Below are 16,509 nucleotides of genomic sequence, written 5' to 3' on the forward strand. Positions count from 1 at the left end.
CGAGGTTGCGAAGTTCGGAACCGATTATTTTCTGTTAAAGATAAAATTTCTTGCGAGAAATAAACGTGAATTTACCACAAAATTCGCAATCTTGCCAAACGCTTGTTGGCAGTAGTACTTTTATTCTATACGTTTTTTTATTTCTTCGTTACCATAATAATCATGAAGGAATACGGGAAATGCACTTAAAATCCCTACAGTTTTATCTAAATTAATATATTTGGTTAATTGATTGTCAAAAATGATTATTTGTTCAATAACATCATTTGGAAAGATATATGAATTGTGTACAATTTTGTTCATTTTTTTAAGATGAGCATTGATTAATTCTGACCAATTATCTATTTCATAATTGATAATATGTTTTAAGCTTTCTAAACCTTTCTGTCTTACAATTCTTTTATAATCAATATTTTCTCTACAAGGAACTTTTAATTCTTCAAATGTATCAAAATCTTCAATATGTTTAAATGCTTCTACCATTGGGTAACTTATATAAAGTTTACCTTTTTCAGTTTCTTCATTAAAGAATCCTAACAATTTTTTTATTTTTTCATCACTGGCATTTGTTGCGTGACCATCATAATCGAAAAACATATAAATTTGTGCAAAATCAGACCTTTTAAAATCCTTTAGTTTTTCTTTATTGATTTCTATTTCCTTAAGTAAGTTAAAAGTGTCTAAATCTTCATCTTCTGAGATTTCTGAATACATTTTATAAATAGTTGTACAATATGCACAAGTAATTACAGTGTTTTCATTTACAAAGAATTTAGTTAAATTGTCTGTAATTAATTTCTCTAGTTTAGGGCCTTCAAAAATAAATAATACTTTACTCGACATCGAATGAACCAGCTTTATACATTTTTTCGATATTGTGCGCTTCTCTCAACTCTTTTTGTGTACTTTTAGATAAAGAACGTATTTGCTTTTTAGTCATTTCAAAGTAACAATCTGGTCTTAATAAATCATTAGTCATTATTGAAGTGTTATGAGTTGTAAGAATGAATTGTACATCTGTTTCTTTTAATTTTTTAACTATCAAAGCAGACAAAGAATGATGATAAAAGGCATCAAATTCGTCAATAAAGACAAATGAAACTGTTCCATTTTCTTTTATACTTTGGTACCAAAAATAGAAGTGAGCAAGTGCAAAAGTTCCTGTTGATGCAACTTCACCGAATGGAAGTTGTTTTCCATTAAAATCAAAAACAATTGAATTTTTACCTAGTTCTTCAACAATAGATAATTTACATTCTATTCCTGCTGAATTTAAAAAAGATTCAAAATTTTCAACATTTTTCTTCTTAATAATGTCCTCTAAAATATGCTTTCCTCCAATATCAAAACCAAGAAAAATTCTGTCATTTAATGAGCGGAAATATAACATTTGCTCAATAAAGTAAAAAAACGTAGTAAACGTATTATTTACGTCATTATGCTCGAGATTAGTATTGTTTTTTATGTATTTAAGAATAGATAATTCAGAATTTTCTATTTCCGTTTTTAATGTTTCTGCTCCCTTTAGTTTTATTATAGCACTTGATTTATTAACTCTATCAAATAAGACAAGTTCTTCATCATCTATTGTAAAACGTTCAAAAGATATAGTTTTGTAGTCAGTTTTCTTATATTCGTATTTTACAATTTTTGAATTTATTAAAAATTCATAATAGAAAGTTGCTACATCAGATTTACAATAAGCGTTTAAATAATTTTTATAAACAGACTCATTTCTTTGTTTGTCAGTTAAATGCTCAATGATATCAAAAATTGCAAGAGCTAAATTTGATTTACCAACACCGTTATGACCGTAAATAATGGCATTGTTGACTATTCCATTTTTGATAGAACTTTTATTAAATTCATAACCATTAACATTAGTCAAATCTATTTCAAAATCTTTTTCAAAACTTTTAAAGTTTGAAACTTTAAATTTTCTAAGCATTTCTATTACATTTTTGCCAAAGATAATGAAAAAAATAATGCCGTAAAAAAATTACGGCAGTTTTTTAGTGTTACTGCCAACGTTTCACGGCTTTAAGAAGTGGCGATGAATCAAGACCAAGCCTTTACAAATATAGGCAAAACTTTTAATTAAAAACCTTTCCAATTTCTGATAAATCCCGTGCCTCGCCATTTCTTGAAACCGCTGTTGTGCACTGTGTTATTTATTATTTTTATTTATTTCTTTACTTTTTACACAAACAAAAATCTGTTTTTCTGATTTGTCATTAAATTTTGCTTCTTCAAAATTTCCAAATTTATGTTGAATTGTAAATCCCGACCATTTCAAATATGTATCCAATTCTTGAGGAAAATACATTCTCATATCCAAATTTTGTACTGAATGAAACGCTTCATTTATGAAATAATGCCACTTAATTCTATTAATTTGAGTTTTACTTTCATATTTCATTGTCTGCTCAATCATTACTTTTCGTTCATCTGTTGTTGTATATTCAGCAATTTTATTTTTCCCTTTTTCAGCTTCTGTTATGTATTGAATGTTTGGATTATAACAATCAAAAATAAATAAACCATCGTCTTTCAAATGTTTTTCGACAACTTTAAATGTGTTAAATAAGTCTTGATTTTCATACAAATGATGAATGGAATTAAAAGGAATAAAAATTAAGTCGTATTTATTGGTTAAATCCAAATTTCTTATGTCCGCTTCAATAAAAGTGATTCCTAATTTTTCATTCTTTGCTTTTACTTTAGCTTGTTCCAACATTGTTTTTGAGTTGTCAATTCCAGTGATTTTTAGTCCTTCTTTGGCTAAAGGTATTGTAAGTCGTCCAGAACCACAACAAAGTTCAAGTATTCCAGCATTTACTTCTTTTGGCATCCAATTTTTATAGAACCTAAAATCAGAAAGAAAAGTATTTAGTCCGTCATAAATGTTAGCATCGTAAATCAAATCGCCAACCTTGTATTCTGTATTTGTTGTATTTTCCAAAATTTAGTTTGTTTTAAACGGTTTTTTTAAACATAGTGCACAACGTCCCGCCAGCTTGACGCCGTTGCGTAAATATAGCACAAAAGTTTGCAGGTACAAAACCAAGATTGGAAAAAAAAGAAATTTTCCAAGTATGCCCAAGCCTAGCAATGGCGCCAAACTGCTGTTGTGTGATGTTTTTTATTTATCAATTGTTTCTAATATCCAATTCAGACAAATTTCGGAATTCATAATTGACCAAGAATGTGGATTTTTTGAGCCATCTAATCTTATTCCTTTTCCTTGACTAACTATTACTTTTGCGTTTTCATTTCCCATTATTTTTAATTGGTTTATCATTGAGATTATATCAATTCCATTCCAATCATTTAAATCACGATGTCTTTGATTAATTAACCAATCTGTATCCAAATCAGTAAACATTAAAAGAGGCATTTTTTTTAGATACTTTGCGTTTCCGCCATCTTTTGCGCCATAAGAATAAATAGAATTTTCTACATATTTTTCAGAGAATTTTTCTGGAGAACCTCCATAAATATTGTCGTAATTATTCTTTATCCATTTTGCTTCATTTACTGCTGGCTCATAAATATTTCTTTCGATTTCTCTTTCACAATATTTATAAAATCTCGCTTGGTCTAAAGGTGCGTCTAATGCAAAAACACCTTTTGGAATTAGAAAAAACTTTTCAGGATTTTTAGTAGCCTTTTCAGCGTAAGTTAAAGAAATCATTGCTCCACTTGAAAGTCCACCAATTATGAATTTATCTTTTGATACTTTATCCTTAACAACAATTTCATTGAAAATTTTATCTAGTAATTTAAATTCTGCTTCTCGATTATCTGTTCCCCAATTTATCGAAGGAACAACTACTAAAAGCCCTTTTTCTGTGGCGATTTTATGCAGTTTTATTTGTTTTAAAGTATTTTCAACGAGTTCTCCACCAGACGGAATAATAACTAAAACACCTTTAATTTTGTTTTTAGGTACAAATTTATAGTAGAATAATTCTGTAGAATTTTCGTCATTTATATATAATCCTGAATCATCAGTTTTAGAAACTGAAATTTTTACAACTTCTTTGCCTCCTTTGAAAAGTGAAGCTATTTCCTTATCATTTTTTTTCTGCAATTTTTTAATCAAATTTAACCATTCCGATTCTGAATGTAAATTTTCTAGGTCACTATCTGTTTTTAATTGTTCAAGATTTGTCCAGCCATTTTTAATTGATAATTTTAAATAAAAAAAGGCGTTTTCTTTTTCATTTGCTAAAGCAGATGTACAAGCACTATTATATAAATCATTTGGATTTTTAGCTTCAATTTTAAATGCTTTTTTAAAGTAATCATTTGATAATTTATATGATTTTTCATTGTAACACGAATCCGCTTTTTTAATTAAATCTTTGTAATTTTGACTGTAAGAAGTGAAAATTGTAGCAAATAATGCTAATAATGTTATTTTTTTCATTTTTAGTTTTTCAGCGGTAAAATATCACACAACGTTTTGTGGCTTTGCTAGGTTTGGGGAAAGCCTTCCCAATTTTTTGTTTTTTAACGGCGTTTGCAAGTACAAACTGAACTTTAAATTTAAGACTGAAACCCAAATCTTGCAAAACCGCTGTTGTAGGTAGTTGTTAATTAAACGCTTCGTAAATCTCCAAGTCAAAAACATTTGCAGAAAGTATTTCCGACTTATTTAGGATAATTTCCATACTGAAATTATTAGATTTCGATGGAGAACTTTTGTACAAGTCAAATGCATCAAAATAATCTGTTGTTAACTTTAACTTTTTATTTTCAGATTTCCTATATCCACTCATAAGAGGAACAATTTTTACAAATTTCTCTTCATTTGGAGGTTTTACAGATTCGACTAAACCAATGTAGACTTTGTTGTTCTTTAAGGTTGTTTGAACAAGTAATCCTTTAAGCATACAATCTTTTAAAAGTATTTCTAAATCATCTCCATAATTTTCAATAGCTCTGAATGTCGGATAAGGCAAACAATAATAGTTACCTTTTTCTAATATAAAATTAATAAGTTTAGTGAGTAATACAGTAATTACAAACCCAAATATACATGTCCATAAATAATCAACTTTTAAAACATGCAGTTTATATAAATTTTTATATAGAAATGGTATAAAATCAGGATGATAAAACTCTAAAAGTATTCTGAATAAATATAGATATGTGTAAATAAAGATTCCATAAATAATAGAGTGAAAGATTAACCTATCTTTATCTAATCTTTCATATTTGTGTTTTGAGTAAACAAAGTTACTTAAAAAGTAGTAGCCACTAATCAACGGAAATAACCAAATTGTATAAGTCATTAATCTTTCTCTTTCTTCTTTTTTGAAGATTTTTTAACTACAATTTTTGCTCTTCTCAATGCATCTACTGCTGATGTAATTCTGTCGTGTTTTAAGTAAATTGCTTTATTAATAAAGATTTCTCCGTGATAGTTTTCACGAACTCCAACATCTTCTCCGTTTACTTTTACTATAACTTCTGTTGACATAATACTTTTGTTTAATATATCAAATATACTGCAAATTTTATTCCAAAGCATAATTTTTTCTGTTTTTTACGCTTAGGTTTCTTTTTAACACGTTTCTCGTACAATTACCTACAACGTATCGCGGCTACACGAGGTTTGGGACTAAATTAAGACTAATTTTTTGGTTAAACACTAATTTTCAAGTACAAAACCAAGTTTAAATTAAGCCCAAAACCCAAATCTCGTGTAACCGCTGTTATGGCACGGTGTTATGAATAGGACTTAATTTTTTTTAGGGTTATTTCTGTGTTAAGCTCAATAAATCAGAATCGATTTCGATAAATTTCATCAATATTTTCGGTATTTCATCATTTTGAATAAATTTAAACGGTATTTTCTTCATACGCTATTGAGTTTAGTTGGTTGGGTACATATTGCAAATTTCGGCTCTAGTTAGTTCGGAAGTGATTTTTAAGTGCAAAAATCTCAAAAGTTGAAGTTAAATATATAGATTGTATTAACCAGAGTCGATTCTACACAGCTGTTAATCAATATTTATTTTTATATTTTTTTTATTTTAGTTCAAAACGTAGTAATTCAAATTCAAAAGTTTCATAATTTAATATTAACTATCAGTATTAATAACAATAGGATAAGGTATTTTATTTGTAAATTATCAACTTCTTTTATAGTTGTTTCAGTGAGTGCGTTTCAATCTGTTTCTATTTTTTAAAGTGATTCTTAATTTCATTAATAAAAGTGTTTTCAATTTTAGAAATTTCATTTAGACTTGCAACGTACCAATCTCTATTTCCCAAATTTTCATGAAATGAGATCATCTCTAAATTTTTATTTTTTAAAAATGGAATGACTGCCCATTTTGCCATTATTGAAATTCCTAAATTTGCACTTACCAATTCGATAATTGCTTCAGTTAATTGCACTTTTTGGATAGAGTTTACAAGTCGAATATTGTTATGTAAGATATTGTTAAGAACGAAGTTTTTTTCTGAAGGAATATCGTATAATATTAGATTTTGATTGATTAAATCAGTTAAATTTATTTTTTCTAATCCTATCAATTCATTATCTTTAGACAAAATAACGACCATTTCATCCGTTATCAAATGCTCGAAATTAATTGAGGAATTCTTAGTTATGCTACTTACAATTGCTAAATCAATTTTCCCTTCTGTGAGATATTGAAATGGCTCCTTGGTAGCTTCAATATCAATTTGAACATTTATTGCAACATTATTTTTTGTAAATTGTTGAACCACTCTTGGTAGCCAATGATAGCAGGTATAACACTCAATTGTCAATCGAATGTTCTTTTTATTTCCTTTTTTTATTTCGTCTAATTCGAAATTGAGTTGATTAATGGACGCCAACATTTTTTCTGAATTAGAAAACAAAATTTGGCCTACTTCTGTGAGTATCAATTTCTTATTCAGACGACTAAATATTTTTAAACCAATTTCTTCTTCTAATTTTTTAAGCTGATGGCTCAATGCTGGTTGAGAAAGAAACAATTTTTCAGAAGCTTTTGTTACTGATCCTTCTTTTACAATAACATTAACTAGTTTTAAATTCCTTAACGAAACATCCATGTATTCAGTAATTTTATAATTTTTATAAAATTAATTCATTTTTTTTATATACACAAGATTTTTACCTTTGACCCATAAATTAAAATAAAAAAATCATGAAGCACACTCTTATATTTTTAATCAATAGATTTCAAATTTTATTATCTATTTTTTTTTTAACAATAATCTTTAAAACAGAAATTATGGCACAGAATAGACAAGAAAAAGTCTCAAGTTATTATGAAATTTATGGAAGTAAAATGCACGTATTGGAATACGGCAAGGCAGAAAAAGGGAATCCAATCCTATTTTTACATGGAAATCCATCCAATAGTTTTTTATGGAGAAATATTACGCCATATGTTCAAGGAACAGGACATCATATAGTAGTTCCTGATTTAATTGGAATGGGGAAATCAGACAAACCTGCAATCGATTATACTTATATGGAGCAATATGCCTATCTGGAAAAGTTAATTGAGCAAATGGAACTTAAAAACATTACTTTGGTTTTACACGATTGGGGTTCTGGTTTAGGGTTTAATTATTTTGCAAATCATCAAGACAATGTAAAAGCAATCGTTTTTATGGAAGGAATAATTCAAGATATTGAAACATTTTTCCCTCAAGAGAACATTGATTTTTTTAATAAATTACGAGGTCCTGAAGGTTATAAAATGATAGCTGAAGACAATATTTTTTTAAACGATGTTTTACCAACGTGGATTTCAAGAGATATGACGAAAGAAGAACTTCAAGGATATAGAGCTCCATTTCAAACAGTAGAAAGCAGAAAACCAATTTGGAAATTTGTATCTCAAGTTCCTTTAAATGGTAAACCAGAATTAACTGCTTCAATTGTAAAAAATTATAGGGAAGTTTTGCAAAAATCCAAACTCCCTAAATTATTTTTTTATGCAGAACCTGGTGCGTTTATGCCGGAAGTTGTTCGTAATTGGATTATAGAAAATGTGCCTAATTTGCAATCGGTAAATATCGGTAAAGGGGTTCATTTTATCCAAGAAGATAATCCAGATTTAATTGGTGAAAAAATTAAAGATTTTATATTAAAATTAGATAACATTAAAAATTAACAATTATGAATAAAATTAACAATTTAAAAATTTTATTATTATTAAGCATATTATCTAGCTGTGCTACTCATACTAAAAAAGTTAATACTCATGGTGAAATTGCAGTTATACTTCCTGCCCAAGAGTTAAAATGGAAAACAGCTTTTGATGGTTTTCCTATTGAGTTTGCCCCTACAAATGGAGTTATTTTTGAAACTGAACATGGTAATTTTGGTAAATTTCCAGGAGGTCAAAATTTTATTACACCAGAACATACACATAGTCATAGTTATCAAGCTGTTGTAATCTCTGGAACAATGATAAATCCTATTGGTGATGAAGATCCTAAAAATGCAAAAAGAATGGGGCCTGGTTCTTATTGGTATGTTCCTGCAAATCAAGCGCATACAACTGGTTGTGTTTCTGAAGAACCTTGTGTTTTTTATTCATATCAATCTGCTGGATTCGATTTTACTCCAACAAAAAAATAAGATAAAAGTGTCATTTGTAATTATATTGGATCAAAATCGTCCTTAAACAATTAATATCATTTCATAAATGGGAATTTTTAAAACACGATACAAATATATTTTGTGTTGTGTTTTTTTATTTTTAGAATACTTGTTTTAGGGACATTAAAGCTATCATCAGTTTGTATAATAATCTCAAAACATTACTTTTTTACGGGTTTCGTATTTTTGTAAATATAAGAGGGTTTAAACCACAAAAATACCTTTTTATAAAAAAAAACTTGAATTGTAGTGATAGAAAGAAAGTCTAAAAGAGGGCTTTTTTAGCTAAAAAAAGTAATACCCGTTAATAGATTTTTTATTTTAGACATCTGATAGTTTGTCAGTTTTTAGAATTTAATTATTAGAAACTCAATAAAAAAGATAATTTTAAAGACTTTTTTTAAGTCTTATTACATTCAGTTTGGTAAAAAATCAGACTTTAATAAACTTTGTTTGTAAGTGATTTCAAATATTAAATATCAAAATTTAGAAGATGAATTTTCATGATTTAAGTTGTTAGGTTCGATTCGGTAACACACTGAGCCATAACGTGTCGCCGCTTCACGAAGTTGCGGATTTTCAACACTTTTGTTTACAAATATAGACAAAATTTAGTTTCAAAAATTACCAATTCTGATAAATCCCAAACCCCGCTATTTCGTGAAACGGCTGTTAGCAGTAGTACTTATGGTAATCTTAAAATATCATTTGTTATTGATTCGTAAATTATTTTCATTATATCAACACTTATAACTTGTGATAAACCTAAATCAATTATTTTTCCTTTAACGAGTTGAGCCCAATTTTGTTTATTTAGAGTTAAATATAAATCTTTTAATTCTTCTAATTCCTCGAAAATTATTTCTTGACCATATCCTAGTTTTTCTAATTTAATAAATAATTCATCAATTTTTTTATCAATGTTTTCTTTATCATTGCTTATTGTTTCATAGTTTGGAATTACAATTTTTCTTTTTTCTTCAACATAAATTTTCCCACTAACAGTAAGTTGAGCATCAGCTTGATTACCAATATTATTACTTATTACATAACCATTATTTTCCAGTATTTTCAAATATTCAAATTCTTCCCGTCTCTTTTTTAGAATTATTCCATTTCCTTCTAAAATTGGTAAAATAGGATATATATTATCATCATAAATCTCGTATAATTTTTCCAACAATAAGTTTAATATTTCTTCGGAAGTATAATTCTCTCTAATGGTTAAGTCTATTTTGTTCGGAGAAATTATTTTTTCAGAAACACTTAATATTTTTAAAGTATATTCTAATATTCTTAAATCGCTTCTTAAAAACTGTTTGTTCTCTCTTATTAATTGCTCATCACTTTTTTGAGTTCCTTGAAAATGAAAGTTATTTGAATTCGCAATTCTAAAACCTTGTGCAAAAGAATTATTTGGCTCAAAAGAATTAGTTAAGAATTCAAGTACGTCTTTTCTCCACGATTTATATTCTTCAAAAAAAATTTCTATATCTTCTTTTGTTCTTGGATTATTTTCTAGAATAATTTTTCCCTTCTCACTTAACTCATTTAAGCTATTCTTAAACAGATTCCATTCTATTTTAAGTTCTGTCATAATTTCCTTTGGATTATAGTTATTTCTCCCGTTTTTTCGTAGTATTACTGCTAACACACAAATATACGCAACTCAGCGATGATTACAAGGAAAAACAAAGAAAACTAGGTTCTCCTAGCTAACATCTTTAAAATCAATGCTTTTAAAAGACATGTCAAATGCGTATTTTATGTATCTTTATATAGTTTTATTGCGAAAAATAATATTTAAATATTTAAAATGCGCAGTTATGGATGTATCACAATATCAATTTTCATTCGGCACGCATCAAGGTCGAAACATCATTTGGATTCAGTTTAAATATCAGCTTAGTTTGAAAGACGCACTCCGCGAACGCTTTCCGTCAGCCCGTTATAGTAGTACACATAAAGCATGGTATTTACCTGACTTAGCTACCGTTCGTAAGGAGCTAAAACTACCTCTTAAAACTTTGGAAGAGCAAACTTTTAGTCATATTTCAGAAAATAATCGCCTGGCTGTAACTCAATATTGCAACCATTTAGATTTGCTGGCCTACAGTCCCCACACTAAGCGTACCTATCTGCAAGAGTTTATGCAATTATTGTCACTACTGGGGAACGTTTCTGTAAATTCTCTAACACCAGATAGATTGAAAGATTACTTTTTGTACTGTTTGCAAAAAAATGAACTTAAGGAGCAAAGTATGAACTCTAAAATTAATGCAATCAAATTTTATTTTGAAAAAGTCTTGCATCGCGAGCAAATGTTTTCTGATATTCCCAGACCCAAAAGCCCTTTAACATTACCCAAAATGTTATCCAAAAATGAAATTGTGAAATTATTCTCAGTTTTGGAAAATAAAAAGCATCGGCTTATTTTAAAATTATGTTACGGGATGGGACTACGCGTGGGTGAAATTGTTAATCTAAAAATAGAACATATTGATAGTCAGTCTATGCGGGTTTTGATTACAAATGCAAAAGGAAAAAAAGATCGTTATACGAATCTTCCTGAATCGGTTTTAGAAGACCTCCGAGCCTATTATTTAGAATATCGTCCTAAGACATGGTTGTTTGAAGGGGCTTACGGTGGCGCTTATTCGATTCGTAGTATTCAGGTTGTTTTTAAAAGTGCTATGAAAAAGGCTAAGATTACCAAAACTATTGGAATACATGGATTGCGACATAGTTATGCTACGCATTTAATTGAAGGAGGGGCAGATATTCGTTTTTTGCAAAAGCTTTTAGGACATAGTAATCTTAAAACAACTCAAATTTACACGCATGTCACCGATGTGACACTTTCTAAAATAAAAAGTCCTCTAGATGGATTATCTTTGTGATACCATTTGAAAATCTTGAATTTTCTGGATTTTTTTAATATATATTGCTACTTTGTGGTTTAGAATTGGTCGGATATAACTTTTGCTAATACTGACAATTCTATCTGGAACGTTTTTGCTCGTTTTGATTCCTTTTTTCTCTTTTTTGAATATTTATTGTATTGCTTACACTAATCTAAATATTTAGTTCTTGGTAGTTTTGTACCATTTAAACTTAAAATATACTGGATTAAAAAGTGAAGTTCTCGATACGTTTTTTTTCATTTTAAAAACAACTCGAACAAACGGTTGAGTATATAATTGAAATCATCGTTCGTTCGAGCGCGAAGCGCATCGAGAACCAACACTAATTTTTATTGCTTTTGTAGGATAGTATCTAAATCAACATACAGTTTGTCACTCCTACGTAAAGAGGAGTCTCATAATCAATAGTATGTGATTTCTCCCTTTGGTCGAAATACAAGATTGCGAACTTTTTGGACAGTCTCAAGGTTAAAAAAATAGTATTATGAGGAAATTTCAAAGTTTGAATAGTATAAAAACCAAAATAAAATAACTTCAAAAAAAAGAGGCGTTAAATGCCTCTTGTATATCCTTAAATTTTTAGTTTGAAATTCCCATAGTGGGCGGAAGTGTAAGCGGTTCCGTTCAACACGAGTTTACTTCACTTTGTTTTTATTTGTTTTTTTGTGTTCAGTGATTACAATTCATTGTTCGTGCTCCGCACGCAACGAAACCTTAGCTGTTGGCAGTAGCACCTTATTATAGTTTGTTGATTTCTTCTTTGGTTAAGCCTGTTGCCTGCGTAATTATTTCTACTGAAACACCTAATTTTTTTAAGGATTTAGCCGTTTCAATCTTTCCTTCAATCTTTCCTTCAATCTTTCCTTCAATCTTCCCTTTTATTTCTCCTTCAATTAATCCTTCCATCTTTCCTTCATCGAAAGCAGTGTCGATAACGCCTTTTAGATCTCGGTAAACTTTAAGACTGCTCTCGTATTTGTCTAAATCCAATTGCCCAAAATTTGCCAACTCTGCTTTTTCAAAGGCTTGGGTAAATACTTCGTCCTTGAAAATTGTGGGAATACTTTGAAAGTCTTCCAAGTTTTTGATAAAATACAACCATTTATCCAAACGGGAGCTTAATTCGTTTTCCTGTTTGTTAAAATTGGGCATTTCCAAGTAGATATAGGTCAGTTTATCGTAAAATATTTTTCCGTTTTGGTTTTTCAGCTTGATGGTATGCACTACCTCGCTTCTTTCGGGTTCGTTTTCGTAATCGTCGAAAGTAAAATCTAAAACACCTACGCAATAAACCGCTTTCAAATTATAGTTCCATTCTCCTTTTTCGGCTTGTTCTCTAATGGGAAATGTGGAGTAATAGATGGTTCTTTCTTTGAAGTAGTTTTGCTTGGCTTTTTGGAGCTCTACGATGAATTTTTCGCCTTTTTCGTTTTCGCAATAGATGTCGTAGATGGCTTTTCTGTCGAGGTCGGTCTGCCCGAGTTGTTCGGTGTTTTTAAAAGAAAGTTCTTTGATCTGGTCATATTCTGGCAACAAGGCATTGAGGAAGTCGATAAGCAGGTTTTTACTGGCTTCTTCCCCAAATATCTTCTTAAACCCAAAATCGGTAAAGGGATTGATGTATTTTGCCTTCATATTCTCAACTTGTTTTCTTGGTCAAATTTACAAAAAATAATCTTTGATGTTGATCTTAAATTTCGGAGGATTCTCGGTGGCGGTATTACAGGTAACGTTTTTTTGGAGGAGTGCAGAAAGCGTTTTGCTTTGCATATACTCCCCAGAAACTTTTTTTAAAATAGCATTACGGATTTTTGAGTAGTACGGGGATTTGTACCCATAAGTTAAGGAAATCACTATAAAAAACACCTAAAGTAGACTTCAAAAAAAAGAGGCGTTAAATGCCTCTTGTATATCCTTAAATTTTTAGTTTGAAATCCCCATAGTGGGCGGAAGTGTAAGCGGTTCCGTTCAACACGGGTTTACTTCACTTTTTTTTATTTGTTTTTTTGTGTTCAGTGATTACAATTCATTGTTGGCTCTTCGAGCCCAACGAAACCTTAGCTGTTAGCCGACGTTAATTTACTCAAATTTTCCATTTATTATGGCAGATTTTAAATCTTGTATTGTTAATTCTGATTTATTATTCTTTCTGAATTTTTCTTTAAAAAATAGACTAATTCTGTCTATTTCAGGATTAAAATATTTTTCAAAATTAAAATTATCAAGATTAACGTTAAATCTATTAGCAAATTTCTCTATAAACTCAAATGCATCTTCACCATACATATTTAGGTCTTTCTCTAATCTGAAATTTGGAGAATTTTCATTAATGTTAATGTTAATTTCTTCTTTCAAAAAAGCATAAAATTCTTTATTTAAATTATTTTTCATATCTTTATTTTAAAATCCTCCTCCTGCTCCACCTCCGCTAAACGAACCTCCTCCAAATCCTCCATAAAACCCTTTAGAATCGTCCTTATGTTCTGTACATTCAATTATTATTTCTACTATATCAATTGCCAATAATGTCCATCCAACATATGGAACAATTCTTCCAATTGCACGACCTACGACTGTAGTTCCAAGAACTCTAAATGGCAACTTTTGTGGCAAAGCTTTGGATAAATATTTTGAAGCTATTGATGTTCCAATGGATGAACCTGACATTACAAACCGTTTTTTTATGATTGGCTGACCTGCTATTATGAGACCTGAACCAATTATAGATTTGTAACGTGAATTACTTTTCTCTTCTAATACTACTCTTGTAAGTTTAACTTTATCTACAAATAATATTGAGGGTTTTGGATTATGACTTTGAAAAAAATTTAAAGTATCAAAATTTTCACTTATTTTTTTCTTTAAAATTTCTTCGGGTACTTCTTTTAGGTTTACGTGCCTAGATTCTAAATCAATTTTTGCTTTTTGAATTGATCTTTTAATTTTATCTTCTAGAAAAGAGTCTATAAACATAATATTTACGCCAAGTTTTTTTTAATGTTGGCTAACGTCAGTCTGTGAAAAAACACAGAAACCTCACCAAATATAGCTAAAATAGTTTGTTAAAAAAGGGGAATTTTCTTATTTTTAAAAATGCAGCATATCCAAGGGATTTCCCGTAATCAGTTACCTGTATCGAGTTTAGAAGACAAAATTACTTCTGATAATCCTGTTCGATTCATAGATGCTTTTGTTGAACACATAGACCTTCAAAAAGTAGGATTTACAGCAGTGAATTTAAAAAAAGAAGGTCGTCCAAGTTTCAATATCCAAGTGTTTCTTAAAATCTATTTATACGGTTATTTGAATGGTATTCGCAGCTCCAGAAAACTAGAAAAAGAGTGTATTCGTAATATTGAAATGCAATGGTTGTTAGAAGATATTCGTCCTAATTATCACAGTATTTCTGATTTTAGAAAAGACAATTCCAATGCATTGAAGCAACTCTTTAAACTGTTTGTTTCTTTTTTGAAAGATGCCGATGGGGATACAATCATACCAATTTAATAGGACTTGAAAAAGTAAACGGAGAACATAGCTTAATTATGTTAGTTTACAACATCAAGCGTACCATAAATATCCTTGGAGTTCTTGATTTAATAGCAAAAATCAAAGCTTGGAACTCACCTTACAAGACAAAGGACTTGTTTTTGATAAAAACGACTTATTTAAACCTGTTTATAGGCTTTATATTTTTTGAAACACCTCAAAATAAGTTCAAAAATAGCATTGTTTAAAATAAAGTTATGTCAGTTTGGTGGGATGAATTGTATTCAAAAAAGAGGTTTTTTCACAGCCTGACGGTTTAGGGCTTTGCGAAGGTGGGGAAATCGAAGCACAAATGTTCAAATTAACACAAATGTTTAATAGAATTCCCAATGTTCAAATTTAGTACAAATGCCCCACTTTTGCAAAACCCCTGTTAGGCGTATGTGCCTTTTCTATCGCAAGTGTTTCGGTTTTTGATTTTGCTCTGCACTTTCTATAATTTCTGTTATTCGTTTTTGTCTTGTTTCCGTTGTATTTGCAAAAACAAGCCAAGATAAAATTATCTTTCTTACTGATTTACTTAAACTCAAAAAATATTCTTTTACATTAGGTTTTTCAATAAATGCTTCTTCCAAGTCTGCTGGAATAATCAATTCTTCAACCTCGTCTAAAATTGTCCAAGAACCATTTTGTTTCGCTGTTTCAATAATAGCTAAACCTGATTCAGTCATTAAGCCTTGTTCAATTAGTCGTTCAATTTTTTCTTTGTTGATTTTCGACCAAGTGCTTTGGGTTTTCTTTTGCTAAAAAATTGGTGTGAAGTTTCTTTGTCAATTGAAATTTTCTTGCTGTCTATCCAACCAAAACAAAGGGCTTCATCAACTGCATCGCTCCAGGTAATAGATTTTATTTCTGATTTTTTGTTGTAAAAGACAAGCCAAACAGCTTGCTTTGAAAGATGGTTTTCTTGTAACCATTTTCTCCACATTGTTTGGCTTGTCGGATAAAATATTTCTATTTCTTTTTTCTGCATTTTCTATTTTACGGCAGTTGCTTCAAGTTCTACTGTTAATGTTGCAAAAAGTCCTTTCACTTCAAGCAATGTAGTAGCTTGTTGAATGCCGTGTTTCATAATGAAGGGCACATAAACATCCATACAAGTTGTGAAAAATTCATTAGTGTTTGTCGTGTAAACATTTAACCTTACAATGTTTTTGCATTCATATCCCGATTCACTTATAAGTTGCTCTAAATTTGTGATTGTCTGAATTAACTGACTTCGCATATCAGCACTACTTGGAACTCCGTTAGCATCAATTGCTACTTGTCCTGAACAATAAAGCGTTCCTTCTGGTTGCTTCACTTCTACGGCTTGTACTGAATTTGTGTTTTTGCCCCAAGCCCAAGGGTCGAATGTTGTTTTTTGCATTTTACTATTTTTTAATTGTTTGTCAT

Annotated in this window: 17 protein-coding genes and 1 pseudogene; 4 read left to right on the top strand and 14 right to left on the bottom strand. The window is 29.7% G+C overall.

Features of this window, described 5'->3' with window-relative positions; translation table 11 throughout:
- Positions 1 to 120: 120 nt before the first annotated feature.
- The 7 genes from HUE53_RS10690 to HUE53_RS10720 form a co-directional block, all read right to left on the bottom strand.
- Positions 121 to 843: a hypothetical protein gene (locus tag HUE53_RS10690; protein WP_192188473.1), complete on the bottom strand. Its 723-nt coding sequence runs from the start codon at positions 841 to 843 to the stop codon at positions 121 to 123.
- Positions 833 to 1,948, bottom strand: a complete 1,116-nt coding sequence (locus tag HUE53_RS10695) for an AAA family ATPase (RefSeq protein ID WP_192188474.1) — start codon at positions 1,946 to 1,948, stop codon at positions 833 to 835. Before HUE53_RS10695 ends, HUE53_RS10690 begins: the two co-directional genes overlap by 11 nt.
- 219 nt (positions 1,949 to 2,167) lie before the next feature.
- The gene (locus HUE53_RS10700; RefSeq protein ID WP_192188475.1) at positions 2,168 to 2,962 is read right to left on the bottom strand and encodes a class I SAM-dependent methyltransferase; all 795 of its coding nucleotides are present in this window, start codon (positions 2,960 to 2,962) and stop codon (positions 2,168 to 2,170) included.
- 180 nt (positions 2,963 to 3,142) lie between these two features.
- Positions 3,143 to 4,432, bottom strand: a complete 1,290-nt coding sequence (locus HUE53_RS10705; protein WP_192188476.1) for a TPR end-of-group domain-containing protein — start codon at positions 4,430 to 4,432, stop codon at positions 3,143 to 3,145.
- 166 nt (positions 4,433 to 4,598) lie between these two features.
- Positions 4,599 to 5,300: a hypothetical protein gene (locus tag HUE53_RS10710; RefSeq protein WP_192188477.1), complete on the bottom strand. Its 702-nt coding sequence runs from the start codon at positions 5,298 to 5,300 to the stop codon at positions 4,599 to 4,601.
- On the bottom strand, positions 5,300 to 5,488 hold the full coding sequence (locus HUE53_RS10715; protein WP_192188478.1) for a hypothetical protein: 189 nt from the start codon (positions 5,486 to 5,488) through the stop codon (positions 5,300 to 5,302). The genes HUE53_RS10710 and HUE53_RS10715 overlap by 1 nt, the downstream gene beginning before the upstream one ends.
- Positions 5,489 to 6,189: 701 nt before the next feature.
- Positions 6,190 to 7,077, bottom strand: coding sequence for a LysR family transcriptional regulator (locus HUE53_RS10720; protein ID WP_094178401.1), 888 nt, complete (start codon positions 7,075 to 7,077; stop codon positions 6,190 to 6,192).
- Between the two features lie 182 nt (positions 7,078 to 7,259).
- Here HUE53_RS10720 and HUE53_RS10725 point away from each other — a divergent pair, with 182 nt between their 5' ends.
- Together HUE53_RS10725 and HUE53_RS10730 are read left to right on the top strand one after the other, a co-directional pair.
- Entirely contained in the window at positions 7,260 to 8,150 is an 891-nt protein-coding gene (locus HUE53_RS10725; protein ID WP_192188479.1) for a haloalkane dehalogenase, read from the top strand.
- A 5-nt stretch (positions 8,151 to 8,155) separates the two neighbouring features.
- Complete coding sequence (locus HUE53_RS10730; protein ID WP_192188480.1) at positions 8,156 to 8,620, top strand: DUF4437 domain-containing protein; 465 nt, start codon at positions 8,156 to 8,158, stop codon at positions 8,618 to 8,620.
- Positions 8,621 to 9,326: 706 nt separating this feature from the next.
- Here the strand turns inward: HUE53_RS10730 and HUE53_RS10735 are convergent.
- A complete protein-coding gene (locus HUE53_RS10735) occupies positions 9,327 to 10,238 on the bottom strand; it encodes a hypothetical protein (RefSeq protein WP_192188481.1) in 912 nt (303 codons plus the stop codon).
- Between the two features lie 136 nt (positions 10,239 to 10,374).
- On the opposite strand from HUE53_RS10735, the gene HUE53_RS10740 reads away from it, so the two are divergent.
- Positions 10,375 to 11,541, top strand: coding sequence for a tyrosine-type recombinase/integrase (locus tag HUE53_RS10740; protein WP_192188482.1), 1,167 nt, complete (start codon positions 10,375 to 10,377; stop codon positions 11,539 to 11,541).
- A gap of 762 nt (positions 11,542 to 12,303) precedes the next feature.
- On the opposite strand, the gene HUE53_RS10745 is transcribed toward HUE53_RS10740, so the two are convergent.
- The 3 genes from HUE53_RS10745 to HUE53_RS10755 all read right to left on the bottom strand — a co-directional run bounded on the left by HUE53_RS10745 (position 12,304) and on the right by HUE53_RS10755 (position 14,538).
- Positions 12,304 to 13,200, bottom strand: coding sequence for an Rpn family recombination-promoting nuclease/putative transposase (locus HUE53_RS10745; protein ID WP_192188483.1), 897 nt, complete (start codon positions 13,198 to 13,200; stop codon positions 12,304 to 12,306).
- Positions 13,201 to 13,644: 444 nt separating this feature from the next.
- Positions 13,645 to 13,956: a DUF1493 family protein gene (locus HUE53_RS10750; protein WP_014165492.1), complete on the bottom strand. Its 312-nt coding sequence runs from the start codon at positions 13,954 to 13,956 to the stop codon at positions 13,645 to 13,647.
- Positions 13,957 to 13,965: 9 nt separating this feature from the next.
- Entirely contained in the window at positions 13,966 to 14,538 is a 573-nt protein-coding gene (locus HUE53_RS10755) for a hypothetical protein (RefSeq protein WP_192188484.1), read from the bottom strand.
- A 120-nt stretch (positions 14,539 to 14,658) separates the two neighbouring features.
- Between HUE53_RS10755 and HUE53_RS10760 the strand changes: the two are divergent.
- Positions 14,659 to 15,060, top strand: a pseudogene (locus tag HUE53_RS10760) (transposase); the annotation flags it as partial.
- 446 nt (positions 15,061 to 15,506) lie between these two features.
- Here HUE53_RS10760 and HUE53_RS14480 read toward each other — a convergent pair.
- From HUE53_RS14480 to HUE53_RS10770, 3 genes are read right to left on the bottom strand one after another with little or no spacing between them, the layout of a single operon-like run.
- Positions 15,507 to 15,785: a YdeI/OmpD-associated family protein gene (locus tag HUE53_RS14480; RefSeq protein ID WP_307725310.1), complete on the bottom strand. Its 279-nt coding sequence runs from the start codon at positions 15,783 to 15,785 to the stop codon at positions 15,507 to 15,509.
- Between the two features lie 14 nt (positions 15,786 to 15,799).
- Entirely contained in the window at positions 15,800 to 16,087 is a 288-nt protein-coding gene (locus HUE53_RS14485) for a YdeI/OmpD-associated family protein (protein WP_307725311.1), read from the bottom strand.
- A gap of 3 nt (positions 16,088 to 16,090) precedes the next feature.
- Entirely contained in the window at positions 16,091 to 16,483 is a 393-nt protein-coding gene (locus HUE53_RS10770; protein WP_014165500.1) for a RidA family protein, read from the bottom strand.
- Positions 16,484 to 16,509 lie beyond the last annotated feature (26 nt).

Origin of the sequence: Flavobacterium columnare (assembly GCF_014844295.1) — a bacterium.
Classification (GTDB): domain Bacteria; phylum Bacteroidota; class Bacteroidia; order Flavobacteriales; family Flavobacteriaceae; genus Flavobacterium; species Flavobacterium columnare.